This window comes from Microbacterium sp. SLBN-146, assembly GCF_006715145.1.
Taxonomy (GTDB): domain Bacteria; phylum Actinomycetota; class Actinomycetes; order Actinomycetales; family Microbacteriaceae; genus Microbacterium.
In genome coordinates, this window is record NZ_VFMR01000001.1 from 2,989,239 (window position 1) to 3,012,786 (window position 23,548).

Below are 23,548 nucleotides of genomic sequence, written 5' to 3' on the forward strand. Positions count from 1 at the left end.
GGGGACGTGGCATCCGTTCGTTTCGTCGCCATCGGCGACTCCTTCACCGAGGGGGTCGGCGACGATCTTCCCGACGGCAGAGTTCGCGGGTGGGCGGACATCACGGCGCAGGGATGGGCTGATGCCACCGGCGAGCCGATCGAGTACGCGAACCTCGCGATCCGAGGGAAGCTGGTCTGGCCGATCGTCGAGGAGCAGCTGGAGGCGGCACTCGCGCTGCGGCCGACGCATCTGTCGTTCAACGGCGGGGGCAACGACATGCTGCGCCCGCGCACGAGCATCTCGCGGATCGTCGCAGCCTTCGACCGGGTGATCGAGCGGTGCGACGAGGAGGGCGTGACGCTCATCCTGCTGTCGGGAGCCAACCCATCGGGCCAACTTCCCCTCAGTCGTGTCGTACAGCGTCGCGGCGATGTGCTGTCAGCCGCAGTGGTCTCGCACATCGCGAACCGCACCGGCATCGTCCGCGCGCTGAACTGGCCGGATCGCGAGCTGTCGACCGCTCCGTATTGGTCGGAGGATCGCCTGCACATGAACTCCCGCGGGCATCACCGCGTATCCGCCCGCGTGCTCACGGCTCTCGGGTTCGAGCCTCCCGCCGCCTGGTGGTCGCTGCCCGCCCTTCCCGCCGCGGGCCCGCGCGGCGTCGCCTACTACCGCGAGCACGTCGGCCCGTGGATGCGACGACGCTTGACGGGGACGTCATCCGGCGACGGACGGGCACCCAAGTACGGCACATGGGTCGAGGTGGCGCCGTCACCCGACGTGGACTGAGCGGTCGGGTGACATCACCCGGTACGTGAGTTCGGCGAAGGCTCCTGCACGACGCACGTCGGTCAGCTCCAGCCGCTCGGAGCCGATCCGGCGGGGGAGGAGCGGTGCACCGGACGGCAGCGTCGCGGGCGCGATCGACACCCGGATCTCGTCGAGGAGACCGGCATCCGCGAACTGACCGGCGAGATCGCCACCGCCGACGATCCAGACGTCACGTTCACCCGCCGAGGCGCGGATCTGGTCCCACGAATCGACGACCTCGCCCCGGGCGAAGCGGATGTCGGCACCCGGAACCGCGGGCAGATCGCGCGACGAGAACACCCACGTCGGGCGCTCGCCATAGAACTCCTGCCATTTCTCGGGATGCGCCAGGAGTTCCTCGTGCTCGAGCACCCACTCATAGGTGGATGACCCCTGCACGAGGACGCCGATGCCGGCGAGGAATCGCTGGAAGTCGTCGCCGCCGCCTTCGCCGCCCGGCACCTGGAAGAGCCAGTCGAGAGAGTGCTGGTCATCGGCGAGAAATCCGTTCAGAGTGGTCGCGGTGTAAAAGATGGCACGCGTCATGACCTGGAGGATAGGGCGAAGCACCGACATCGCACCCGGTCGATCAATGCCGCGCCAGGCCTGTGGTTGTCGAGAGCTTGGCGCGGGCCTCTCGATGCCCCAGACTCATCGGTGTGGACCGGGCCCGACGGGATCCGGAGAAGGAGGCCATCATGAGCATCGGCACCGGTATCGCCTTGTTCGTCATCGGCGCGATCCTCGCGTTCGCCGTCAACATCGAGGTCGAATGGATCGATCTCGACCTGGTCGGTTACATCCTCATGGGCGCGGGCGTGCTCGTGTTCCTGCTGGGGATCGTCCTCCTCGCTCGGCGCCGCCGCACCGAGACGGTCACGAGGAGCACGGTCGATCCGACCGTGGGCGAGCAGGTCACCCGCCGGTCGACGACGAGCGACGACGTGCTCTGATCAGAGGTTCGATCGGGGGCGCCGCGGCGGGTCCATGCCCAGACGGATCCTGGTCTTCTTCCGTTCGATCAGGATGAACGTCGTCCCCAGCGCCCACAGCGGAATCTGGGTGAGGAAGGCGACCCGGAACGCGTCGAGCGTGTAGGTCGCGGGCGTTCCCGCGCCCTGGAGGTCCAGGGCCAAGCCGATCATGAAGATCGCGATGAGCGCGGCGAGGAATCCGCCCGCGTTCGTCACACCCGTCGCGGTGCTCAGTCGGTGGGCGGGGTTATGGGTACGTGCGTGATCGAACGCGATCATGGACGCTGGGCCGCCCATCGCGAGCGCCACAGCGAGCGCGAAGAGGAGCCACAGGGGAGCGGGTCCGGGATAGGCGATGACGGCGATCCAGGCGACCGCCTGCGTCGCGATCGCCGGGAGCACGAGCGCCTTCGATCGCAGATGCGGGATACGGCGCGAGATGTCTCCCATGATGGGGCCGAGCGCCATCCCGACGATGACGTACACCGACAGGATCGTCGCCGCTTCGGCCGTCGTCCTCCCCTCGCCCGCGGTGAGGAACGGCATCCCCCAGAGAAGGACGAACGCCGTGCCGGCGAACGGCGTCGTGAAGTGCGACCAGAAGGCAAGACGCGTTCCCGGGTGCGCCCATGAACCCCTGATCCCGACTCCCGTGTCGATCGCCGACGTCACGACGCGAATCGCGCCCGTATCGGTGTTGACCGCGACATCCGCGTCACGCTCTGGTGGATGATTGCGCACGAGCGCGAACACGAGGATCGCGAAGAGGATGCCGAGACCCGCCACCGAACCGAAGGCGATCGTCCATGACGTGGCGTGCAGGACGGCCGCCAGCGGAGCGAGCGCGATGAGCTGGCCGGTCTGCCCGACGATGCCGGTGAACTGCACCATGAGTGGTGCCCGCTGGGCGGGGAACCACGTCGCGATGAGTCGCAGCACACCGGGGAAGATCGCCGCGTCGCCGGCGCCGAGGAGCACGCGCGCGAGGATCGCGATGCCGACGCTGGGGGAGAGGGCCATCGTGAGCTGACCGACCGCCATGAGCAGCATCCCGATCGTCATGATGGGACGCGCTCCGTAGCGGTCCAGGAGAACTCCGACCGGGATCTGCATACCGCCGTACATCGCGAGCTGCACGACTGCGAAGAGCGAGAGGGTCGCGGCATCCGCCTGGAACCGCTCGGCCGCGTCGACGCCGACAGCACTCAGCGAGCTGCGGTTGGTGACGGCGAGCATGTAGGCGGCCACGCCGACCGTCCAGATGAGCCAGGAGCGCCAACTCGGTCCCGCGAGCGGGGAGCGGGGCGCAGAAGACACCCCTCAACGCTAGCGAGGCCTGGGGGCTTCGGCGGCCACGAGGACGTCGATTGACCAGCATGAGATCGACGATTAGCGTCTTTCGTGGGCGTGCCCTGTGCCCGGATCGACACCCGAGATCAGGAGTCCGAGTGACGACGAGCGCCCCCGAGCAGGCGTCGCCCCGCAGCGCCGGCACCGTTCGCGAAGTCTTCCTCGCCTTCCTGAAGCTCGGGGTGACATCATTCGGCGGTCCGATCGCGCACCTCGGGTATTTCCGCGACGAGCTCGTCGTGCGGCGGCGGTGGGTCTCCGAAAAGAACTACGCCGACCTCGTCGCGCTCTGCCAGTTCCTTCCGGGGCCTGCGTCCAGCCAGGTCGGTTTCGCTCTGGGACTCCTGCGCGCGGGAGCCGGGGGAGCGCTCGCCGCATGGGCCGCGTTCACTCTGCCGTCTGCCATCCTGCTCGTCGGGTTCGCCTTCGGGGCGTCTCTCTTCGACAATCCGGTCGCCGACGGCATCCTCTCGGGGCTCAAGATCGTCGCCGTCGCGATCGTCGCGCAGGCAGTGATGGGGATGGCACGCGCTCTGACTCCCGATGCGCGCCGCGCCTCCATCGCTGTCGGCGCGGTTCTCCTCGCGCTTCTCGTCGGCGGCACAGTCGGTCAGGTTTCGGCCATCGTGCTCGGAGCTCTCGCCGGTCTGTTCCTCTGCCGTGAGGCGGTCGGCACAGCGGCCGCGGATGCTCTGAGGTTCCCCGTCTCGAAGAGAGCAGGGATCACGGCGCTGTCGGTCTTCGCCGCGCTGCTCATCGCCTTGCCGATCGCGGCGACGCTGCTTCACAGTACGGCTGTAGATGTCGCGGACGCCTTCTACCGCGCAGGTGCTCTCGTCTTCGGGGGCGGCCACGTCGTCCTTCCGCTTCTCCAGGCAGAAGTCGTGCCCGCCGGATGGGTCACGCCCGATCAGTTCCTCGCGGGGTACGGCGCGGCCCAGGCCGTCCCCGGGCCGCTCTTCACGTTCGCCGCGTATCTCGGCGCGTTCGCGGCACCCGTCGCGCTCGGCCTCGTGACCGCGGCGATCGCCCTCGTGGCGATCTTCCTGCCCGGGATGCTGCTCCTGGTCGGCATGCTGCCGTTCTGGGCACATTTCCGCGCGATGCCGCGTGCGGGCGCGCTCATGCGCGGGGCCAACGCCGCTGTCGTCGGCATCCTCGCGGCAGCGCTGTACGACCCCGTCTTCGTCACGGCGATCGTGGGGCCGGCAGAGTTCGGGCTCGCGCTCGTCTGCTTCGTCCTCCTCGTCGCGTGGCGGATGGCGCCGTGGATCGTCGTGCTCGTCGCGGCCGCCGGCGGTGTCGTCATCGGATTGCTCTGAGGCCGACGCCGACTGACGACATGTGGACATCGTCCACATCGTCCTCCATGATGGCGTGGTGACCACACTCAGAGTCCACAATCTCGCTATCTCACTCGACGGATTCGCGACGGGGGAGGGCCAAGCGCTCGAGACGCCGTTCGGCCACGCAGGGCACCGCCTCATGGACTGGTACTTCCCGACCCGCACGTTCGTGAGCACGTCGGGCCATGACGCCGAGGCGGTCGGTGCCGGCACACGCGGGGTCGACGACGCTTTCGCGGCGATGGCCTGGCAGGGGATCGGCGCCGAGATCATGGGCCGGCGGAAATTCGGTCCCCAACAGGGCGAGTGGGAAGACGAGTCATGGCGCGGATGGTGGGGCGAGGAGCCGCCGTTCCACACTCCTGTCGTCGTCCTCACGCATCACCCGCGCCCTGACCTCGCCGTCGGGGAGACGACGTTCCTCTTCCGCGATCTGCCGCCCGCCGACGCGCTCGCGCTCGCCGCGGAGCAGGCGGAAGGGCTCGACGTGCGGTTGGGCGGGGGACCCACCGTCGTACGAGAGTTCTTGCAGGCTGGTCTCGTCGATCACCTGCACTTCGTCGTCGTTCCGATCGTGCTCGGCAGGGGAGTGCGACTCTGGGACGGTCTGGAAGGAATCGAGTCGGGCTTCGACATCGAGGTGACCGCGTCACCGACCGGCGTCGTCCACTACGTCTGGACGCGACGCGGAGGAGTCGGATCTGCGTGACTTCGTCGGCTAGCATTCCGGGATGAGTGATTCGGCTCCGGTTGACGATGTCCCGATCGGCAGCGAGTCGATCCGACTCGGCCAGTTCATGAAGTACGCGGGGCTCCTCGACAGCGGCGGAAACGTGAAGGAAGCCATCATCGATGGATACGTGACCGTCAACGACGAGGTCGAACGCCGGCGTGGCCGACAGTTGCAGCACGGCGATGTCGTCGGCTTCGACGACCGCAGGGCCCGCGTCTGCCCATGACTCGACGCCTGTTGGCGGCTGCACTCATCTGCGCAGCCACCGTTGCGACGCCGGCGTGTTCATCGATTCCCGATGCCCCTCGCGTCGTGGGGGAGGACTACCCCGGAACGTGCATGCCGGCGGAGTTGACGTGGCCCACGGACTTCCTGGAGTCTCTGCCGGGGGAGTCGAGCGCCGTGGGCGGGAGCATCGTCGGACTCCGCCTGGAATACCGTGACTCCCGGTGGGCGTGGCGTCTGCGCAGCGTCAGCGCTCAGCGCGACGCATTCGGAGAATCGGTCGCAGACCGGACCTCCGGGCAGGAATCGATCGTCGACGTCCGGACGCTGGAGCTTCTCGCCACCCGCGAGGTCGAGCTGACCGAAGCGGAACAACGGACGGACGCAATCGGTGCCTCTGAGGCAGCGCAGCTCTCCGGAGAAGGATGGCCGAGCCCGCTGATCGTCGACATGGCTCGCGTCATGCAGGGCGAGGAATCCGTGTGGCGCATCACCCTGTGTGACACGGAGGCCAACGAGCTCTCCGTGATCACCCGCCCCTGATGACGAGCACGGTTTCGGGGCGCGTGTCGTCACGTTGGGGCGACAAACTCGCGCCCCGAGCAATGGATCGCGCCCCGCGAGTGAATCGCGCCCCGATGGGCGGCATCGCGCCCCGACCGTGATCACAAGAGGTCTGGGGCGCGTGTCATCACCTCGGGGCGACAGTTTCGCGCCCCAGGGTGAGGGCTCGCGCCCCAAGCGGTGCAGTGGCAGGGATGGCAATCGCCGTTCTGACATAATGTGCATTATCGGCTAATAGATCTGAGGCGCTGCCACCTGTGATTGGGCCCAGGGAGCGCTGCATCCCTAGGCTCGGATCATGCTGGAGTCGCTCACGGGGTTCGTCGTCGTCGGCGTCGCGATCTTCGTCGGATGGATCCTCGGCCGCATCGACCTGCTCGGTGAACACGCACGACCGGTGCTGGCGCGACTGACGTTCTTCGTCCTCTCGCCGTTCCTGCTGTTCGTGGTGTTGGCGCAGGCCGATGTCCGAACGCTCTTCTCGGCACTGCTCCCGGTCGCCGCCATCGCCGCGGTCGTCATCTTTCTCACCTACGTGTCGATCGCACGATTGGCCTGGAAGCGATCCGTCGGCGAGACGGTCATCGGCGCGCTCAGCGCGGGCCAGGTCAACTCCAACAACATCGGCATTCCGCTGTCGCTCTACCTGCTCGGCAGCGCGGCGTTTCCGGCACCCGTCATTCTTCTCCAGCTCCTCGTCTTCACGCCGATCACGATGGCGATTCTGGATGCCGTAACATCGGCGCGCACGTCGATCTGGCGCACGATCGGCCGTACGGCGGTCAACCCGATCGTGCTCGGCTCGGTGCTCGGCACGCTCGTCTCAGTCTCGGGTATCGAGCTCCCGCCGATCGTCCTGGAGCCGCTCGTCCTCGTCGCGAACGCGTGCGTGCCGATTCTGCTCATCAGCTACGGCATCTCGCTGCATGGCCAGCGGGTTCTCGGCCCCTCGGGCCGGCGCCGCGACATCGTCCTCGCGACGATGCTCAAGCTCGTCGTGATGCCCGTCGTCGCGTGGGTCGTAGCCGAGTTCGTGTTCGGACTAGACGCGCAGGACGTCCTCATCTGCGTCGTGCTGGCCGCGCTCCCCACGGCGCAGAACGTCTTCAACTACTCCCAGCGATACGACGTCGGCGAGACGATCGCGCGAGACACCGTCTTTCTCACGACCCTCGGATGCGTCCCCGTGCTTCTTCTGGCCACGGTGCTCCTCGGCTGAGTCAGTGCCCGTCCAGCTCTCGGAGCGACCCGACCACCAACCGCGACCCGTCGCCTGCGCGCAGCACGGTGAAAAGCGTCACCGTACACGCCCGGCAACGCACGATCGCCGCCTGCGCGTCGAGTTCGACGTCGGTCTCGGCGAGCGTCGACACGCTCGCACACTCCCCGCACACGCCGCGGAGCATCGTCACATCACCGACGAAGATCTCGGCAAGCAACCCGGCGACGGCATTGCCGTCGACTCTCGACATGACTCTCATCACGCACCTCCGAAACGCTCGGTCCGAATGCTGCTCGCGGGATGCCCGAGGCGCACGAGCGTGTCCGCGACGTGTTCGACGAATCGCGTCGGGCCGCACACGAATACCAGCGGCTCGTCGTCGGGCCGCCATGACGCCGCGGCGATCCCGGAGTCATCGAGTCGTCCGACTCTTCCCTGCCATCCGTCCGGCGCTCCACGCGTGTACGCCCACGTGACGGGTACTCCCCCGGCCTCCGCATCCCGCGTCAGCTCGTCGCGATATATCGCGTCCTCCGGCGTTCGGACGAAGTAGAGAAGACGACCGGATGCCGCAACACCGGCATCCGACATCGCCCGCGCGATCGCACGCAAGGGCACGATCCCAGACCCGCCCGCGATGAGCTGCACCGGCACCACTCCCCCGGCGCGCCAGACGAAATACCCGCCGAGCGGGCCCTTGACCTCGAGCTGATCGCCGACAGCGACGTCACGAACGAGATACGGAGACACCTCGCCGTCGGGCACTTCGTCGACGGCCAGTTCGATGATGTCTCCCGCTCCGTATGACCCGACCGAGTAGGAGCGTTCCGCTTGATAGCCGTCCTCGGCCGTCAAGCGGATGTCGATGTGCTGGCCGGCGTCGTTTCCCGGCCAGTCGGTCACGCGAACGCGGAGCACACGGGCGTGAGACGACGCGTCGACGACATCGACGACCTCGGCCGGACGCCACCCGCCGACGATCACCAATAGCGCTCCTCGGTCCACGGGTCGCCATGCATGTTGTATCCGTTCTGCTCCCAGAATCCCGGGGCGTCTTCGTCCATCAGGACGAGTCCGTTGACCCATTTCGCACTCTTCCAGAAGTACAAGTGGGGCACGAGGAGTCGGGCCGGCCCCCCGTGCTCGGGGTCGAGCGGCTCACCGTCGAACTCGAAGGCGACCCATGCCTTTCCATCGAGAAGATCCTCGAAGGGGATGTTCGTCGTGTAGCCGCCATAAGAGTGGGCCATTGCGAACTGCGCATCGGTCTCGACCTGCGCCATGAGCGTATCGATCGACACGCCTCGCCACGAGGTGCCGAGCTTCGACCAGCGCGTGACGCAGTGAATGTCGGTCGACACGTCCTCGATGGACATGTCCATGAGCTGGGCCCAGTCCCACGACACGACCTCTCCGTGCTCGTTGCGAATCGAGAACGACCATTCGTCGGTGTCGATGCGAGGCGTCGGTCCTGCCGAGAGCACCGGAAAATCCTCGGTCAGATACTGCCCGGGAGGAAGGTGAGGGTCTGTATCGCGGCGACGCGCGCCGAAGCCTCTCGAGAAGACGGCCATGCTGATCCCTTCGAGCGAGGACGTGTCGGGTTCAGTGTGCCAGGCATGCAGGACATTTGTCATGGCCCTGAGCGGGCCCCCCACGCAGCTTCCCCCACGACACGGGACTTTCGACTCACCCGGAAGTTTGTACGTCGGGTCTAGACTTCGATCGCCCCTCATCAGGAAACTCCCAGGAAGGACATCCCATGTCCACGGAATCCTCTACTGCCAAGGCTGCCGTCAACGGCATCCGCACGGCGCTCGGCATCGGCGGCGTGCTCGCCGTCATCGTCGGAATCCTCATCCTCGTGTGGCCTGGCCGCACCGCCATGGTGGTCACCGCGATCATCGCGATCTACGCCATCGCCGCAGGCCTCGTCTACGCGGGCCTCGGCATCTTCTCCAAGTCCAAGGGCGGATGGGCCCGCATCGGCCACATCGTCCTGGGCGTGCTGTTCATCATCGCGGGCGTCGTCGCCTTCTTCAATCTGGGCGCGACGACGGCCTTCCTCGCCCTGTTCCTCGGCGTCCTCGTCGGCGTCATGTGGATCATCGAGGGCATCGTCTCGCTCTCGACGCTCAGCGACAGCTCCTCGAAGGGCTGGACGATCTTCTTCGCGATCGTGAGCATCATCGCCGGAATCGTTCTGCTGTTCTCGCCCCTCTGGGGAGCCGTCGTCCTGTGGTGGCTCCTGGGCATCTCGCTCATCGTCCTCGGACTCCTCAACGTGGTCCGCGCCTTCACCTTCGGCAAGGGCGACCTGTAAGGATCACACCTCGAACGAACCGACGTCGGCCCCGGGAATCGCTCCCGGGGCCGACGTCTGCGATCAGGATGTCGGAAGCATCCGCGACCACCACTCTGTCACCGCATCGAACCTCTCCAGACGGTGACGAGGGCGACCCGAGCGCGTCAGCTCGTGGTCTTCGCCCGGGAAGATCAGCATCTCGGCGGGTGTCCCTTGGCGCTTCAGCGCGGAGTAGTAGCGGGTCGCCTGTTCGAGCGGACACCGGAAGTCGAGCTCCGAGTGGACGACGAGAGTCGCCGTCGTCACCTGACCGACGACCGCGAACGGGCTCTGCGCGGCGATCTGCTCCGCGTCCGTGCCGACGTATTCGTCGCCGAAGAACGAGCCGATATCGCTCGTCCCCTGGAAAGAGGCGGGATCGAGGAATCCGCGCTCGACGATCGCGCCCGCGAATCGATGGTCGTGCGCGATGATCCACGCTGTCAGGTAGCCGCCGTACGACCCGCCCATGATCCCGAGCCGTCCGCCGTCGAGCCGATCGTCCGAAGCGATGGCCGCTTCCAGGAAGTCGATGACGTCCGTGTGGTCGACGGTGCCCATCGCCTGACGGATGCTGCGCCCGTGCTCGCGACCGTAGCCGGCCGAGCCCCGCGGATTGCAGTAGACGACGGCATAGCCCGCATCCACGAGCACTTGGGTCTCGTCGAACAGATGTATGCCGTAAGACGCATACGGTCCTCCATGGATCTGCAAGATGACGGGAAACGGTCCCGCTCCTGCCGGCATTGCGACCCAGCCGTGGACCGGATACTCATCGCGCGCGTCGACCTCGAGCTCTCGCGGCGTCGTGATGCCGGACCCTGCTGCGTCGGCGCCGAAGGTCGTCAGCGTCACGGCTTCTCCGTCCTCGACCAGGACGAGCTCGCCGGCAGACGCAGGTGTCGCGACGGAAGCGATGACACTGTCGCTGACGGCCGCGTGACCGCCGACCTCGACATCACCGCCGAGGACCTCCGTGACATGGCCATGACGCGTCACACGGAGCAGACGGACGCGCCCGCGCGTGCGGTCCTGGACGAGGAAGTCCGGCCCGACGGCGGTGATGTGGCTCCCCACTTCACCCAGATCGATCGTCTCCTCGTCGGTGACTCTCCGAGGAGACCCGTCCTCGACGATCCACAGCCCCACTCCGGGAGCGATGAAATCGACGTGGGACTCGCCGGGTTCGAATGCGAGCAGAGCCAGCGTTCCGTCGTCCGCCACCGCGACGCCGCTGATCGAGAGGCCCGCCTCCGGAGCGATGATCTCGCGCTCTCCCGCTCCGTCGGCTCGGAGGCCGACGACACGAGAGCGGAGGTCACGACGGTCCGCCTCGATCCTCTCGGAGACCGCGAGGATCTCCTCCCCGTGGAAGACGAGCCCGGAGTAGGAGATGTCGTCTTCGGTGAGGCGAATCGGCTCGTCCGCGACGACGCGCTTCCTCGGCGCTGCATGCCCCTCTTCGAGCACGGCGGGCGCCGGTTCGTAGAACGGCTCGGCGTCGGTCGCGGGCACCGCCGCGAGGAAGACCTGAGAAGGCCGGTCTGCGATGTACCCCAGCCCGTTCGCGTGCCAACGGACGCCGGTGATCCGACGCGGTGACTCTGCGTTGGCGTCCAGCCCTTCCACACTCCCGTATCGCCCCGCTTCCGGCACGCAAGCCGCGTAGGCGATGCGATCGCCGTCCGGCGACCACGCGAACTCCGAGACGCCGAGCGGAGCATCCGAAACCTGGACGGGCTCGCCCCCGCCGGCGTCGACGACGAAGACCTGCGCCGGGCCGGCCGAGGCGGCTCGCAGGAACGCGATCTGCGACCCGTCGGGCGACAGTCGCGGAGCGGAGTCGGCTGTCCCGCGGGTCAGGCGGCGCGGCGTTCCCCCGGGCAGCTCGATTCGCCAGATCTGGCCGACGGCGCGATTGGCGGCGATGTCGGGTCGCGACGTGGCGAACACACCGAACGACCCGTCGGGCGCGATGTCAGGGCGTCCGACGGAGATGAGCTTCTCGATGCCCGCGGCGCGCATCGTTCACTCCTGAGCGAAGGAGCTGATGTCTCCCACGAGTCGGGTGTTGTCAGCGGGGATCGGCTCGACGGCTCCGCGCGCGACCTCGGCAGCGAACTCCGAGACGTTGTAGAGGCGCCCGGCGGACTCGCGCCGGGAAGAGATGGCGCCCGGGTTCGCCCGCTCGAGGAGTGTCGCCGTGATGGTGCCTTCGATCATGTCGCCCGACACGACGACGAATCCGATCCCGCGCGCGTCGAGGTCTGAGATCCGCTCGCGGAGCGCGTCTTCGCCGGCACGCTTGGACAGCGCGACCGGCTCGTACTCGGGCATCGTGGGTGTCGTGCGGATGAAGTGCGCCTGGTGGCTCGTGACGAAGACGACGCGCGCGCCCTCGTCGAGGATCGGAAGGGCTGACTCGAGGACATTCACCTGAGCATCGCGATTCAGCTGCAGCGCGTAGTCGGCGGCCATCCCGGACTCCATGCCGCCCGAAGCGTTGAGAACGAGGATGTCGAGGGAGCCGAACGTGCGCGCGATCTCGTCGATCATGGCCTGCACCGACTCAGGATCCGTGAGATCGGCGCCGACGACGAGCGCCTCGACCCCCAATGACCGCAGTTCCGTCGCGAGCTTCTCTGCGCGCGGCGCCTTGTTCCGGAAGTTGATGACGACGTTCGCGCCGGCTTCGGCGAGGTACCGGACCGTGTCGGCGCCGATTCCGCGGGAGGACCCCGTGACGAGAGCGGTCTTTCCGCTCAGCGAGCCTGGTTCGAGAGTCTGCGACATGGGGATGCTCCTGGAGTTCGAGGTGCCACACGAGGGCCGTGTCGACCCTATCAACCGGCTCCGCCGCGGCCGCTTCGAGCCCACGTCTTGGTAGTGTTCGAGCAGTCGCGCAAAGGGGTGAGGATGCTTCCGGATCTGACGCAGTACCTGTGGATCGCGTGGCTCGTACTGGCCCTGGTCTTCGTGATCATCGAACTCCTGACGCTCGAGTTCACCTTCCTGATGCTCGCCGCGGGCACGCTCGTCGGTGGTCTCGGAGTGAATCTCCTCGGCGGTCCCTGGTGGCTTCAGGTCGCCCTGGCTGCCGCCCTCTCGGGCCTTCTCCTCTTCACGATAAGGCCGCTCCTCCTGCGGCTCCTGCATCGGGGGACGCAGCCCGCTCTCACGAACGTGGATGCGCTGTACGGCATGGGTGCACGCGTGACAAGCCCCTTCGTCGACGGTTTCGGATCCGTGAGACTCGACAACGGCGAGACCTGGACGGCGAAGCTGCCGGACGATGCCGCCGACACGCTGGGCATCGGCACCCGCGTGAAGGTCATGACCGTCCTCGGAGCGACGGTCGAAGTCGCCCCGCTCCCCTCCGCCCCTTCGACTGAAAGGAGCTCCGAACATGGTTGATGTCGGTGCCTTCGTGGGCCAGATCTTCGTGATCGTGCTGCTCGTGGTCCTGGCAATCTTCGTGATCGTCGTCATCTTCCGCTCGATCCGCATCATCCCCCAGGCCTACTCGGGAGTCGTGGAACGCCTCGGCCGCTACCAGCGCACCCTGCAGCCGGGTCTGAATCTGCTCGTGCCGTTCGTGGACCGGCTGCGACCCCTCGTCGATATGCGCGAGCAGGTGGTGTCGTTCCCCCCGCAGCCCGTCATCACAGAGGACAACCTCGTCGTCTCGATCGACACCGTGGTCTACTTCCAGGTGACCGACGCGCGCGCCGCCACCTACGAGATCGCCAACTACCTCAGTGCCGTCGAGCAGTTGACGACGACGACGCTGCGAAACGTCGTGGGTGGTCTCAACCTCGAGGAAGCCCTCACGAGCCGTGACGAGATCAACGGTCAGCTGCGCGTCGTCCTCGACGAAGCGACGGGCAAGTGGGGTCTGCGCGTCTCGCGCGTCGAACTGAAGGCGATCGACCCGCCCCACTCGATCCAGGACTCGATGGAGAAGCAGATGCGCGCAGAGCGGGATCGTCGCGCGGCCATCCTGACGGCAGAAGGCTCGAAACAGTCTCAGATCCTCGAAGCGGAAGGTCGACGCCAGGCCGAGATCCTGCGCGCCGAGGGCGACAAGCAGGCCTCGGTCCTCCGCGCGCAGGGTGAAGCTCAGGCGATCGAGATGGTGTTCAACGCCATCCACGTGGGCGAGCCCGACGAGAAGCTCCTGGCGTACCAGTACCTCCAGACGCTCCCCAAGATCGCCGAGAGCCCGTCGAGCAAGCTGTGGATCATCCCGAGCGAGCTGACGGAGGCACTGCAGGGGATCGGCGACGCGTTCGGCGGGCGAGCTCCGACAGGGCCGTCTTCACCGCGCCCGCGACGTACGCCCTCGACGACGGTCGACACCGCCGACGAGGCTGTTGCCGCCGCGCGGGAAGCGGCATCCGCCGCGGACTCCATCGCGAACGAGGCGAAGGCCGTCACGCCGGACCCGCCGCGGCCCCGTGCCGAGTGACGGCCACCCTACGCGGCATCCGTACTTCTTCCCACCGGGGCCGCGGGTCCTGGCCCATCGCGGGCTCGTTACACGAGAAGCAGCCGAGCTCGGCGTCGTGGAGAACTCCTTCGCCGCCGTCGCGGCTGCGCACGCGGCCGGCGTCGACTACGTGGAGTCGGACTGTCATGTGACGCGTGACGGTGTCGCCGTCCTCTTTCACGACGACGATCTCACGCGCATCGCGGGTGATCCACGACGGCTCTCCGAGGTCACATCGACGGAACTGGAAGCGATGATGTCCGATCGGGGTGGGCTCATCGAGGTCGCGCAGGCGCTGGACGCGTTCCCCACCCTCAGGTTCAACCTCGACGTGAAGGCTGCCGCCGCAGCGGAGACGGTGGGCCGACTGATCGCCCCCAACGGAGAGCGGGTGCTGGTGACGAGCTTCTCCGACAAGAACCGCATCGAGGCGCTGGATGCCGCGAACCGCGCGGGAGGCGAGCGTCCGGCGACCTCTCCGGGAACCGCCACGATGGCACGCCTCCTCGCCGCTGTCGCACTCGGCTCGGACCGCGCCGTGCGGCGGATTCTCGCCGGCGTCGATGCGATCCAGGTGCCGGAGCGCCGCGGACGGGTGCGTGTCCTGACGCCTCGGTTGGTGAGAGCCGCGCACCGCCACGGAGTCGAGGTCCACGTCTGGACCGTCAACGCGCCCGACGACGTGCGGCGCCTCGTGGAATCAGGCGTCGACGGCATCGTCACCGACCATGCGGACATCGCGCTGGAAACGCTTGCGCCCTGACCTTCACCCACCCGCTGAGCATCGTCTGTGAATGCCTCCTGAGGAGGCCTCTCTCGCATGATCTGCCCAGGTCACGACGTTACAACTGGTAACCGTCGAGAGGACCACACAATGGCAGACCGCAGCCTGCGCGGCATCCGACTCGGCGCCCAGAGCCTACAGAGCGAAGAGGGCGTCGTGTTCCATGAGCGCGCACAGCACACATATTCCTGCACGTCCTGCGGACGTGACACCGTCCTGACGTTCGCCGTCGATGCAGAGGTTCCGGAAGCCTGGGAGTGCCGCACCTGCGGTGCCGAGGCGCTCCTCCGCATCGGAGAGGGAACCGCCACCGTCGATCACTCCGGCGACAAGACGCCGCGATCGCACTGGGACATGCTGCTGGAGCGTCGGACGCTTCCTGAACTGGAAGAGCTTCTCGAAGAGCGTCTCGCCTACGTCCGCGCCCGCCGCGGTGCCGGTGGCGACACGTCGATCGACAAGATCAGCGCCTGACGCGAATCACTCCGTCGAGACGCCGGCCCCTTCGGGGGTCGGCGTCTTCTCTGTGCGCCGACGCCGCACCTGAAGCGCGCCCAGAACGACGAGCACGGCGAGGCTCCCCCACCCGAGAATCGCCTGCACCCACGGACCGACGATGACGGCAGGAGTGAGTCCGGTCCGCAGCTCGACGTCCGTCAGCATGTGGCCCGCCTCGTTGGCGGAGAGTCCGTCGATGGTCGTACCGTCCGGCGCGATGACCTGACTCGTCCCCACCGTCGAGATGTTGACGACAGAACGACCCGTCTCGATGGCCCGCATGCGCGCGAATGCGAGCTGCTGCAGGTTCTCGTCGGTGTCACGGAAGTCGGCGTTGTTGGTCTGGAACATGTAGATCTGCGCGCCATCCTGCGCGCCCTGCCAGATGACGTCGTCGTAGATGACATCGAAGCAGATCGCGAGACCGACACCGATGCCGTCGACGTCGAAGAACGGCGGGTTCGTGCCCGGCGTGTACTCCCGCTGGATGAGCCCGATGAGGTCGGGCGCGAGAGCCTCGAAGAACCATCGGTCGGGGACGTACTCCCCCATGGGTACGGGATTCGACTTGTCGTGGAGCTGGACTGCGCCCTCCCCCGCCACCCACAGCATCGACGTGTTGAAGACGTCATCGCCGCGCTGCGTCGCCGCATTCACGATGAGAGGGGCGTCGACCCTCTCCGCGAGCGCGTCGAGCACGGCTGCGGTGCCCGTGTTCGAGAGCGGATCGGAGTCGATGCCGCCCTCCGGCCAGAGCAGGACGTCGATGTCCTCGCCCAAGAGCGGCGCCGTCGCCTCGAGCTGAGCGTTCAGGACGGCGTTGCGTCCACGCTCGTCGAAATAGGCAGACGGGCCATTCCCCTGGACGCTCCCGACACGCAGATCGCCCGCGGGAGTCGTCGGAAACGCCGGCACGACCACGAGGAGGATTCCCGCCACGGCGGCGGGAATCGCCGTCCGGACGTTGCGCTGCTCGGCCGCGCGAACCCACTCGATGACCGCGGCTGTGAAGACGACCATGAGGAAGGTCAGACCCGACACGCCGAGCCACGACGAGAGGTGGGCGAGCGGGCTCTCGGACTGACTCATGCCCAGCCGGCCCCACGGGAATCCCGTGTACGGCCACGAACCCATGAAGAGCTCCCTCGCGGTCCACAGTCCGCCGATCACGACGGGCAGGCCGACCAGCTGCGCCCACCGTCCGGGGAAGACGCGCGGGAACCACCGGTACGCGAGGGTGAGAAGGATCGACCCGACCGCCATGAAAACCGTCTCGAGTCCCGCGAGGGCGAACCACGGCACGACCCCCAGATAGCGCGTGATCCACATGATGTGGATGAGATAGAACGAGGCGCCGAAGATGACGCCGACGAGAAGTGCGCCCCACGCACTGCGCCCGATCAGCGTCACGAGTGCGAGTCCGACGCCCACGAACGCGAGGGGCCACCACCCCACGGAGGGATAGGCGAGGTCGAGAACGGCGCCCGCGACAGCCGCGACGATCGCGGCAGCCCACAGGGGCAGGAGGGGGCGGACTCTGCGGGCATCGGGCACGGGAAAGAGCCTAGTTCGGCGACGCTGAACGCCGGCCGCGCGCAACGGTCAGACCGACGAGTACGCGACGATGCCTCGCCGCACGGCGTCGAGGGCCGTCCGAGCGACGCTCGCGATCTTGCCGTCGGCGACGATCGACAACTGATCGAGCAGATCGATCGTCTGTTTGGCCCAGCGGACGAAGTCGCCCGCCGCGAGATCCGCCTCGTCCAGAACCCTGTCGAGCGGCATGCCGCGCGCCCACGAGGCCATCGCCTGGGCGAGTCCGGCGGAGACGGGCTCCGACCCGGGGAGGTGATGTTCCCGCTCGAGGTCGTCGAGGCGTTGCCACAACTCGTTCGTATCGCTCAGGGCCTGACGGAACGGGCCGCGCGGCAGAGCATGGTCTGCGGGAGCGCCTTCGTCCCGGCGGGGCTCGTAGACGAGACAGCAGGCGATGGCCGCCAGCGACGGCGCATCCAGTCGGTCCCACAGCCCCGTGCGCAGCGCCTCGGCTACGAGGAGATCGCGCTCGCCGTAGATGCGTCTCATGGTGCGGCCGTCGGCGGTCAGGCTCGCCGTCCCCTCCGGCGCGATCCGGACGTAGTCGAGGGCGACGAGCACGTCGACCACACGGTCGAAGACGCGGGCGACAGCACCCGTCCGCGTGTCGATCTGACGCCGGGTCTTGTCGATCGTGCGCTTGAGCTTCCAGTAGCGCTCGGCCCAGCGCGCGTGATTCTCACGGTCGGGGCACGCGTGGGCGGGATGCCGGAGCATCAGCTTGCGAAGGCGCGCGATCTCATTGACCCGCTTGTCACGGGTGGACCTGGATGCCGTGGCATCCTTCCGATTGAGCTTCTCCAGATCGCTCAGCTCACGGCGGATGCCGGAGTACTCCGTGAAATCACCGCGATCGCATGTCATGGCGTTCTCGTACCCGGCGAGCGACTCCTCCTGCTCGCGCACCTGGCGCGCGAGCCCGACGACCGACCTGTCGGCTTGGAACTGTGCGAACGAGGACTCGAGGATCTCTCGTGCGCGGGCACGGCCGAATTGATCGATGAGGTTCACGGCCATGTTGTAGGTGGGCCGGAAGCTGGAGTTCAGCGGATACGTGCGTCGCGAGGCGAGAGCGGCGACGGCCTGAGGGTCGAGTCCCTCCGTCCACTGGATGACGGCGTGTCCTTCGACGTCGATCCCTCGCCGACCCGCACGACCCGTCAGCTGCGTGTACTCGCCGGAGGTGATGGCGACGCGCGCCTCGCCGTTGAACTTCTCGAGCTTTTCGAGGACGACCGTGCGCGCCGGCATGTTGATTCCGAGAGCGAGGGTCTCGGTCGCGAAGACGGCCTTGACGAGCTTCCGCTGGAACAACTCCTCGACGACCTCTTTGAACGCAGGAAGAAGCCCGGCGTGATGTGCGGCGACGCCGCGTTCGAGGTTGTCGAGCCACTCCCAGTACCCGAGGACGGCACGGTCTTCGTCGAGGAGCGTGCGAGTCCTCTCCTCGACGATCGAGCGGATCTCGAGCCGTTCGTCGTGCGAAGTCAGACGCACGCCGGCCCGGCGCACCTGCTGCACCGCCCCGTCGCATCCGGCCCGACTGAAGATGAAGAAGATCGCCGGAAGGAGATTGGCCCGGCCGAGGAGTTCCACCACCTGCGGGCGATCGAGGCGCTCGATGCGTTGCACGTTGCCCGAACGCACGGGCCGCTTCGCACCGCGATGAGGACGCCGCCGCGAGGCCTCGTAGCCTCCGGAGGAGCGGAACTCCTGCGCGCGACGGTCGTTCTCGTACGTCGGACCCTTGAACGAGCGGATCCGCATGAGCTCCTGGTTCACCTGGGCCGTCGCGATCCCGGCCCGGTCGTCGAAGAGCGGCAGGAGATCACCTCGAACGAGAACGTGCTGTTCGAGTGGAACGGGACGCACTTCCGAGACGATCACTTCCGTGTCACCACGGACCGTGTCGAGCCAGTCACCGAATTCCTCGGCGTTCGAGACCGTGGCGGACAGCGAGACGAGTTTCACGGACGGAGGGAGATGGATGATCGTCTCCTCCCATACCGCCCCACGGAACCTGTCCGCCAGATAATGCACTTCATCCATCACGACGAACCGCAGCCCCCGCAGGGCGGCCGAATCGGCGTAGAGCATGTTGCGCAGCACCTCCGTCGTCATGACGACGATCCGCGCGTTTCCGTTGATGTTCGTGTCGCCCGTCAGCAGGCCGACCTGGTCCGGCCCGTACACCTGCTGCAGTTCACGGAACTTCTGATTCGACAGTGCCTTGATGGGGGTCGTGTAGAACGCCTTGTCACCCGGCTCCTGCATGGCCAGGTGGATCGCGAACTCGCCGACGATCGTCTTTCCTGCGCCCGTCGGCGCCGCGACGAGCACACTGCGCCCGGCCTCGAGCGCCTGGCATCCCGCGATCTGGAAGGGATCCAGGTCGAAACGCTGGCTCGCCGCGAAAACACTCGTGGCGGGGAACTCCCGACTCAGGGTCGTCCGCGCGGTCGCGCGGGCATACCGTTCGGCCGGACTGGAGTCACTCACAGGCCGGTCTCGGATGCGAGGAATGCCGCTTCGCGCTTTGCCTTTCGACGATCGAACAGCATGGAGAGTCCTGCAGCCGCGAAGAACAGCAGCACGAGGATGCCGGAGAGCATGAGCATCGAGACGACGTCCGCTGCCGGGGTCGCGAGCGCCGAGAAGATGACGGCGACGAGGATCGCGACCCGCCACCCCTTGAGGATCGCTTTGCCCGACATGACCCCGGCGAAGTTCAGCGCCACGAGGAACACGGGAAGGATGAACGAGACCCCGACGACGATGAGCAGCTTGAAGACGAAGTCGTAGTAGTAGGCGGCGTCGTAGAAGGATGCTCCGCCCTCGGGCACGAAGTTGTTCATGAGCTCGACGATGTGGGGCATGATCAGCAGCCCGACATACGCGCCGGCGAAGAAGAGCGGGATGGCGGCCGCGAGGAATCCGACGGTGTAGCGGACCTCTTTCCTCGTGAGCCCGGGCATGATGAAGGCCCAGATCTGCCAGAGCCAGATGGGCGCGGAGATGAGGATGCCGATCGCGAAGGACATCCGCAGGCGCAAGTCGAAGCCCGAGGTGATCGTGCTGAACATCAGCTCGACCTTGTTCTCTTCACCCTCGCGTTCCGCGATGACACGGATGGGTTCGGTGATGAGGTGGATCACCGGATCGGTGATGAAGAACGCCACGACCATGCCGACGATCAATGCCGCAGCAGCGATCATCAACCGCTTGCGCAGCTCGACGACGTGCTGCCCCAGCGACATGCGCTTTTCCCGCCGCGGAGCTTGTTCGTTGACTGCTCGCGGCGCCTTCGCCGTGGTCACGCCTGTCAGGGTCTGGTGTCGCGTGCCGACCCGCCCGCATCAGAGCGGATATCGGGGTTCGACGGCGATTCGACGGAAGCGGCTGTGTCGGACGAGGCGGGAACGTCTTCGTCCTTCATCGCCTTCATCTCACCTTTGAAGACACGGGCCGACTGGCCCATGCTCTTCGCCAGCGCGGGGAGCTTCGCAGCGCCGAACAGCAGCAGAATGACGGCGAGGATGATCAGGAAGTGCCACCCTGTGAGGCCTTGCAGCATGTCGGTGTCCTTTCGGGGGTCTGATGCCAGTGTAACCCTGGCCCGCACGAATGCGCCGCGACGATCGTCACCGCGTTCACCCGCGCCGACTCAGAGGAGGCGGCTCAGCGATACAGCGCGAGGCCCGCCTGCGCCCACGCGGCGGCCTCCCGACGCGCGCCCTCTGGCTCGATGACCTCCACGGCGCCCGCCCGGCGTGCGATCAGCCGCCGCAGACTCACCTCGTCGGCCACCCGCATCGTGGCCGTCGCGACCCCGTCCGATGTCTGCACGACCGCGCGATCGAGGTAGTCGCCGAGCAGTGGTCCGACCTCTTCGGCGAAACGCAACCGTACGATCACGTCGCCGCTCGATCCTGCCTCGAACCACTCGGGCACCGGCTCTTCGCCGTGGGTGATCGGGATATCGGTCGTGTCGATCGCGCTCACCCTGTCGAGATGGAACGTCCTCATCGCCTGACGCAGATGGCACCAGCCCTGGAGATACCACTGACCGTCGGAGATCAGCACCTTCACGGGGTCGACCGTCCGTGTCGTCGCGGCGGCGTCCGGCGCCTGGTAGGTGAAACTCACGGCCACCCCGCGCGTCAGGGCGTTCGCCACGATGTCGCGCGCCGTATCGACGGGCCCGGGTGCGACGATGACGTCAGCGGGCGTGGAGGATGCTCCGCGCGCGAGTTTCGCGAGCAGTCCGGCGAACACAGCCGTGTCACCGACGCCCGGGATCGTCCGGGCCAGATGGAGTCCGGCCAGAAGCGCGGCGGCCTCACGGGCCGTGAGCCGGGGGGCGCGCTCGAGACCCACGGCGTTGGTGATGACGATGAGATCCCGCTGGTCCAGGAGATCCCAGTCGATGTCGAACAGGTCGTTCGACATCTGCCAGAAGCCTCCCTCACCGGGGAGGCCGATGACAGTGAGCTTCTCGACCATCGCGCGCATCTGACCGGGCGACACGTCGAATTCGTCTGCCGCCTCAGCCACGGAGACCTCGCCCTTGCCGATCAAGTACGGGACGAGCTGGAGCATCAGCGCGGCGCGATCGGTCGCAACGAGGGGTCTGCGGTCGGTCATGACGCTCCCCCGTGCACCCGCGCGACGGCTTCGAGCCGGGCGATCACTTCGTCACGAAGGACCGCCGGTTCGACGACGCGGACCTCGGGACCGTAGGACGCCAGTTCGTCGGCGAAGATGTGGAGATCGACGAACGGCACGCGCAGCCGCTGATCCACAGAGGCTCCCCGCCGGCGGAGACGGAGCGCTGCCTCCGTTCCGGGCGTCACTTCGAGCAGGGCGGAGTTCTGCCGGGCGACATCGTCCAGGCCGGCGAGGGCCCGCTCCCCCGCACCGTCGCGCAACTCGCGAGGGAACGACTCGCGCGTCACCTCCACCGTCCCGACGATGCGCGTGAGCAGGAACGTGCGTTCGGCTGAGATATCGAGGTCGATGCCGTAGACATGCCACCTCGCTTCATACTCGACGAGCGCGAGCGGGCGGATGCGACGGAGGCGCGCGACCGTCTCGCCGGGCTTCAGATAGGAGAATCGAGCCACCTTCGTTTGCTCGATCGCACGCTGGAGCGGTGCGAAGCTCGGCTCCCGCACGCTGATCCGGGGGGAGAACCCGATGATGGGTTCATCGACCGGGATGCCGAGCGCGCGGATCTTGCGGAGTCCACTGCGCGCATCCGCCGAGAGGGAGCTCTCGCTCCACACGCCGCCCGCGAGGTTCAGCAGCGCCAGTTCCGCGGGCGTGAAGCTGATATCGGCGGGGAGTTCGTACTCCGCCGTCGGGACGCGGTACCGCGCTTCGCGGAGATCGTCCGGATCGGCCCAGTCGCCGATCGTCTCGATCGGAACGCCGAGAGCACGGAGGTTCTCCTTGTCACGCTCGAACATCTTCTCGAGTGCGTCCTTCGACGCGCCGGACTCGGCCTGCTCGCGATAACCCGCAACACTGCCGAGGATGGTCTCCTTCGTCAGGCCCTGCTCGGTCGCCATGAGGGCCACGACGAGGTTGACGAGTCGCTCCTCGGGCGGGTTCCTGACGATGGCGTTGGCGGGCACCCACTCATCCTAGGGTCGCCTGCACGGTGGGTCGCGGAGCGGATTACTGCGCGACCGGGTCGATTCCGAGAATGTCGATCACGAACACGCGAGCGGCCTGCGCTGCGGCATCCGCGCTCGCCTCGACCGCCGGCTGCACGACGAGCACCTGCGATCCGACGGTCTGTCCGATGAGGGCATCAGCGAGAGATTCCTGGACGGTCGCGAGGCCGAGCGCGACGGGCTCGGCATCCCACGAAGACTCGAGGACTTCTTTCGTGTCCCAGTCGAGCGTCGTGTAATGGACGCGGATCGAATCCTCTGCGGTGACCTCCGCGCCGTTGCCGCGAATGAGCGTCTGCGACGCGTCGTCGGCGGGAGCCGGGGAATCGGGGATCGTCACACCGGGGCGTCCGTCGGGTGCACGGACGACGGACGGGAGTCCGCCCCCCGCATTGAAGACGAGCGAGCCCTCGGCGTGAGGAAGGTAGACCTTCTGGATGTCGACGACGACGACGGCCGAGTCGTCTTCGGCGAGCCCGAGGTTGACGGCCGCCTCCGCCACGATGCCACCGGGCGCGACGCCGATGATCGTGCGGGAGTCTGCGGTCGCGCAGCGCAGCGGATCGGTCAATGCCGGGATCACTCCCGTCAGTCCTGCGAGGGCCGACGGCGTCGAGGCGCCGGAGTATCCGCTCTCGTAGACGACCTCGCCCGTCTCACCGCTCACGATGGAGAAATCGAGCATGACGACCTGCCCGTCGGTCGTGACGGGAGTCCCCTCGCCGTCGATGACGCGAGCCGACACCGACTCGTCGACGTGGAACGGTGTGTAGACGTCGATCTCGGGCTGCTGACCGACGTCTCCCGTCACCGAGACGAGCTCTGTGAGCTTCGCATCGTCGGCGACCGGACGGCAGTCCGCCTCCGAGCTCTGCGAGCAGCCGACGAGACCGACCGCGACCAGTCCGAGGACGGCGACGGCACCAGGGATGACGGGGACTTTACGCACC

Annotated in this window: 26 protein-coding genes; 12 read left to right on the plus strand and 14 right to left on the minus strand. The window is 67.2% G+C overall.

Annotated features, from left to right (window positions below; translation table 11 throughout):
* The first annotated feature begins 6 nt into the window (after positions 1 to 6).
* Entirely contained in the window at positions 7 to 774 is a 768-nt protein-coding gene (locus FBY39_RS13385; protein WP_141932752.1) for an SGNH/GDSL hydrolase family protein, read from the plus strand.
* Here the strand turns inward: FBY39_RS13385 and FBY39_RS13390 are convergent.
* Positions 757 to 1,341 (minus strand): dihydrofolate reductase family protein, encoded by a 585-nt coding sequence (locus tag FBY39_RS13390; RefSeq protein WP_141932753.1) that lies wholly within the window; start codon positions 1,339 to 1,341, stop codon positions 757 to 759. The two genes, FBY39_RS13385 and FBY39_RS13390, sit on opposite strands and share 18 nt — an antisense overlap.
* A gap of 152 nt (positions 1,342 to 1,493) precedes the next feature.
* Here FBY39_RS13390 and FBY39_RS13395 point away from each other — a divergent pair, with 152 nt between their 5' ends.
* Positions 1,494 to 1,748 carry a DUF6458 family protein gene (locus FBY39_RS13395; protein ID WP_141932754.1) on the plus strand — a complete coding sequence of 85 codons (255 nt, stop codon included), beginning with the start codon at positions 1,494 to 1,496 and terminating at the stop codon, positions 1,746 to 1,748.
* Here the strand turns inward: FBY39_RS13395 and FBY39_RS13400 are convergent, their stop codons facing one another.
* The gene (locus FBY39_RS13400; protein ID WP_141934205.1) at positions 1,749 to 3,005 is read right to left on the minus strand and encodes a nitrate/nitrite transporter; all 1,257 of its coding nucleotides are present in this window, start codon (positions 3,003 to 3,005) and stop codon (positions 1,749 to 1,751) included.
* Between the two features lie 212 nt (positions 3,006 to 3,217).
* Between FBY39_RS13400 and chrA the strand changes: the two genes are divergently transcribed.
* The 5 genes from chrA to FBY39_RS13425 all read left to right on the plus strand — a co-directional run bounded on the left by chrA (position 3,218) and on the right by FBY39_RS13425 (position 7,206).
* A complete protein-coding gene (chrA, locus tag FBY39_RS13405; RefSeq protein ID WP_260837983.1) occupies positions 3,218 to 4,441 on the plus strand; it encodes a chromate efflux transporter in 1,224 nt (407 codons plus the stop codon).
* A 58-nt stretch (positions 4,442 to 4,499) separates the two neighbouring features.
* Positions 4,500 to 5,174 carry a dihydrofolate reductase family protein gene (locus FBY39_RS13410; protein ID WP_141932756.1) on the plus strand — a complete coding sequence of 225 codons (675 nt, stop codon included), beginning with the start codon at positions 4,500 to 4,502 and terminating at the stop codon, positions 5,172 to 5,174.
* A 22-nt stretch (positions 5,175 to 5,196) separates the two neighbouring features.
* The gene (locus FBY39_RS13415; protein WP_141932757.1) at positions 5,197 to 5,424 is read left to right on the plus strand and encodes an RNA-binding S4 domain-containing protein; all 228 of its coding nucleotides are present in this window, start codon (positions 5,197 to 5,199) and stop codon (positions 5,422 to 5,424) included.
* Positions 5,421 to 5,966, plus strand: a complete 546-nt coding sequence (locus tag FBY39_RS13420; protein ID WP_141932758.1) for a hypothetical protein — start codon at positions 5,421 to 5,423, stop codon at positions 5,964 to 5,966. The genes FBY39_RS13415 and FBY39_RS13420 overlap by 4 nt, the downstream gene beginning before the upstream one ends.
* A gap of 319 nt (positions 5,967 to 6,285) precedes the next feature.
* On the plus strand, positions 6,286 to 7,206 hold the full coding sequence (locus tag FBY39_RS13425) for an AEC family transporter (RefSeq protein WP_141932759.1): 921 nt from the start codon (positions 6,286 to 6,288) through the stop codon (positions 7,204 to 7,206).
* A gap of 1 nt (position 7,207) precedes the next feature.
* On the opposite strand, the gene FBY39_RS13430 is transcribed toward FBY39_RS13425, so the two are convergent.
* Genes FBY39_RS13430 through FBY39_RS13440 form a run of 3 tightly spaced genes read right to left on the minus strand, consistent with a single transcriptional unit; the run spans position 7,208 to position 8,783 of the window.
* The gene (locus FBY39_RS13430) at positions 7,208 to 7,459 is read right to left on the minus strand and encodes a DUF6510 family protein (protein WP_260837984.1); all 252 of its coding nucleotides are present in this window, start codon (positions 7,457 to 7,459) and stop codon (positions 7,208 to 7,210) included.
* Between the two features lie 8 nt (positions 7,460 to 7,467).
* Positions 7,468 to 8,193, minus strand: a complete 726-nt coding sequence (locus FBY39_RS13435; RefSeq protein ID WP_186337019.1) for an FAD-binding oxidoreductase — start codon at positions 8,191 to 8,193, stop codon at positions 7,468 to 7,470.
* A complete protein-coding gene (locus FBY39_RS13440) occupies positions 8,190 to 8,783 on the minus strand; it encodes a sulfite oxidase-like oxidoreductase (protein WP_141932762.1) in 594 nt (197 codons plus the stop codon). Before FBY39_RS13440 ends, FBY39_RS13435 begins: the two co-directional genes overlap by 4 nt.
* Positions 8,784 to 8,971: 188 nt before the next feature.
* On the opposite strand from FBY39_RS13440, the gene FBY39_RS13445 reads away from it, so the two are divergent.
* Positions 8,972 to 9,532: an HdeD family acid-resistance protein gene (locus FBY39_RS13445; protein WP_141932763.1), complete on the plus strand. Its 561-nt coding sequence runs from the start codon at positions 8,972 to 8,974 to the stop codon at positions 9,530 to 9,532.
* Positions 9,533 to 9,595: 63 nt separating this feature from the next.
* Here FBY39_RS13445 and FBY39_RS13450 read toward each other — a convergent pair whose 3' ends face one another.
* Both FBY39_RS13450 and FBY39_RS13455 read right to left on the minus strand, forming a co-directional pair.
* Complete coding sequence (locus tag FBY39_RS13450; protein ID WP_141932764.1) at positions 9,596 to 11,578, minus strand: S9 family peptidase; 1,983 nt, start codon at positions 11,576 to 11,578, stop codon at positions 9,596 to 9,598.
* Positions 11,579 to 11,581: 3 nt separating this feature from the next.
* Positions 11,582 to 12,346 (minus strand): SDR family oxidoreductase, encoded by a 765-nt coding sequence (locus FBY39_RS13455; protein WP_141932765.1) that lies wholly within the window; start codon positions 12,344 to 12,346, stop codon positions 11,582 to 11,584.
* Positions 12,347 to 12,469: 123 nt separating this feature from the next.
* On the opposite strand from FBY39_RS13455, the gene FBY39_RS13460 reads away from it, so the two are divergent.
* The 4 genes from FBY39_RS13460 to FBY39_RS13475 all read left to right on the plus strand — a co-directional run bounded on the left by FBY39_RS13460 (position 12,470) and on the right by FBY39_RS13475 (position 15,300).
* Positions 12,470 to 12,967 carry an NfeD family protein gene (locus FBY39_RS13460; RefSeq protein WP_141932766.1) on the plus strand — a complete coding sequence of 166 codons (498 nt, stop codon included), beginning with the start codon at positions 12,470 to 12,472 and terminating at the stop codon, positions 12,965 to 12,967.
* Positions 12,960 to 14,021 (plus strand): SPFH domain-containing protein, encoded by a 1,062-nt coding sequence (locus FBY39_RS13465; protein WP_141932767.1) that lies wholly within the window; start codon positions 12,960 to 12,962, stop codon positions 14,019 to 14,021. The genes FBY39_RS13460 and FBY39_RS13465 overlap by 8 nt, the downstream gene beginning before the upstream one ends.
* Positions 14,011 to 14,805: a glycerophosphodiester phosphodiesterase family protein gene (locus FBY39_RS13470; RefSeq protein WP_141932768.1), complete on the plus strand. Its 795-nt coding sequence runs from the start codon at positions 14,011 to 14,013 to the stop codon at positions 14,803 to 14,805. Before FBY39_RS13465 ends, FBY39_RS13470 begins: the two co-directional genes overlap by 11 nt.
* A gap of 111 nt (positions 14,806 to 14,916) precedes the next feature.
* Positions 14,917 to 15,300, plus strand: coding sequence for an RNA polymerase-binding protein RbpA (locus tag FBY39_RS13475; protein ID WP_141932769.1), 384 nt, complete (start codon positions 14,917 to 14,919; stop codon positions 15,298 to 15,300).
* 6 nt (positions 15,301 to 15,306) lie between these two features.
* On the opposite strand, the gene lnt is transcribed toward FBY39_RS13475, so the two are convergent.
* The 7 genes from lnt to FBY39_RS13510 all read right to left on the minus strand — a co-directional run bounded on the left by lnt (position 15,307) and on the right by FBY39_RS13510 (position 23,547).
* Positions 15,307 to 16,878, minus strand: coding sequence for an apolipoprotein N-acyltransferase (gene lnt / locus FBY39_RS13480; protein ID WP_141932770.1), 1,572 nt, complete (start codon positions 16,876 to 16,878; stop codon positions 15,307 to 15,309).
* Positions 16,879 to 16,926: 48 nt separating this feature from the next.
* A complete protein-coding gene (locus FBY39_RS13485; RefSeq protein ID WP_141932771.1) occupies positions 16,927 to 19,419 on the minus strand; it encodes an RNA helicase in 2,493 nt (830 codons plus the stop codon).
* Positions 19,416 to 20,177 (minus strand): twin-arginine translocase subunit TatC, encoded by a 762-nt coding sequence (tatC, locus tag FBY39_RS13490; RefSeq protein ID WP_141934208.1) that lies wholly within the window; start codon positions 20,175 to 20,177, stop codon positions 19,416 to 19,418. The genes FBY39_RS13485 and tatC overlap by 4 nt, the downstream gene beginning before the upstream one ends.
* 65 nt (positions 20,178 to 20,242) lie before the next feature.
* Entirely contained in the window at positions 20,243 to 20,494 is a 252-nt protein-coding gene (gene tatA, locus FBY39_RS13495; protein ID WP_141932772.1) for a twin-arginine translocase TatA/TatE family subunit, read from the minus strand.
* A gap of 104 nt (positions 20,495 to 20,598) precedes the next feature.
* A complete protein-coding gene (locus FBY39_RS13500) occupies positions 20,599 to 21,564 on the minus strand; it encodes a YafY family protein (RefSeq protein WP_141932773.1) in 966 nt (321 codons plus the stop codon).
* Entirely contained in the window at positions 21,561 to 22,556 is a 996-nt protein-coding gene (locus tag FBY39_RS13505; RefSeq protein ID WP_141932774.1) for a YafY family protein, read from the minus strand. Before FBY39_RS13505 ends, FBY39_RS13500 begins: the two co-directional genes overlap by 4 nt.
* A gap of 43 nt (positions 22,557 to 22,599) precedes the next feature.
* Positions 22,600 to 23,547 (minus strand): FKBP-type peptidyl-prolyl cis-trans isomerase, encoded by a 948-nt coding sequence (locus tag FBY39_RS13510; RefSeq protein WP_141932775.1) that lies wholly within the window; start codon positions 23,545 to 23,547, stop codon positions 22,600 to 22,602.
* Between the last annotated feature and the right edge of the window lies 1 nt (position 23,548).

Excerpts from the sequence above, each read along its gene's own strand:
- tatA (WP_141932772.1), bottom strand. The coding sequence starts at position 20,494 with ATGCTGCAAGGCCTCACAGGGTGGCACTTCCTGATCATCCTCGCCGTC.
- FBY39_RS13455 (WP_141932765.1), bottom strand. The coding sequence starts at position 12,346 with ATGTCGCAGACTCTCGAACCAGGCTCGCTGAGCGGAAAGACCGCTCTC.
- FBY39_RS13465 (WP_141932767.1), top strand. The coding sequence starts at position 12,960 with ATGGTTGATGTCGGTGCCTTCGTGGGCCAGATCTTCGTGATCGTGCTG.
- FBY39_RS13400 (WP_141934205.1), bottom strand. The coding sequence starts at position 3,005 with ATGCTCGCCGTCACCAACCGCAGCTCGCTGAGTGCTGTCGGCGTCGAC.
- FBY39_RS13450 (WP_141932764.1), bottom strand. The coding sequence starts at position 11,578 with ATGCGCGCCGCGGGCATCGAGAAGCTCATCTCCGTCGGACGCCCTGAC.
- FBY39_RS13390 (WP_141932753.1), bottom strand. The coding sequence starts at position 1,341 with ATGACGCGTGCCATCTTTTACACCGCGACCACTCTGAACGGATTTCTC.
- tatC (WP_141934208.1), bottom strand. The coding sequence starts at position 20,177 with ATGTCGCTGGGGCAGCACGTCGTCGAGCTGCGCAAGCGGTTGATGATC.
- FBY39_RS13425 (WP_141932759.1), top strand. The coding sequence starts at position 6,286 with ATGCTGGAGTCGCTCACGGGGTTCGTCGTCGTCGGCGTCGCGATCTTC.
- FBY39_RS13395 (WP_141932754.1), top strand. The coding sequence starts at position 1,494 with ATGAGCATCGGCACCGGTATCGCCTTGTTCGTCATCGGCGCGATCCTC.
- FBY39_RS13420 (WP_141932758.1), top strand. The coding sequence starts at position 5,421 with ATGACTCGACGCCTGTTGGCGGCTGCACTCATCTGCGCAGCCACCGTT.
- FBY39_RS13500 (WP_141932773.1), bottom strand. The coding sequence starts at position 21,564 with ATGACCGACCGCAGACCCCTCGTTGCGACCGATCGCGCCGCGCTGATG.
- FBY39_RS13445 (WP_141932763.1), top strand. The coding sequence starts at position 8,972 with ATGTCCACGGAATCCTCTACTGCCAAGGCTGCCGTCAACGGCATCCGC.
- FBY39_RS13460 (WP_141932766.1), top strand. The coding sequence starts at position 12,470 with ATGCTTCCGGATCTGACGCAGTACCTGTGGATCGCGTGGCTCGTACTG.
- FBY39_RS13430 (WP_260837984.1), bottom strand. The coding sequence starts at position 7,459 with ATGTCGAGAGTCGACGGCAATGCCGTCGCCGGGTTGCTTGCCGAGATC.
- FBY39_RS13475 (WP_141932769.1), top strand. The coding sequence starts at position 14,917 with ATGGCAGACCGCAGCCTGCGCGGCATCCGACTCGGCGCCCAGAGCCTA.
- FBY39_RS13440 (WP_141932762.1), bottom strand. The coding sequence starts at position 8,783 with ATGGCCGTCTTCTCGAGAGGCTTCGGCGCGCGTCGCCGCGATACAGAC.
- FBY39_RS13415 (WP_141932757.1), top strand. The coding sequence starts at position 5,197 with ATGAGTGATTCGGCTCCGGTTGACGATGTCCCGATCGGCAGCGAGTCG.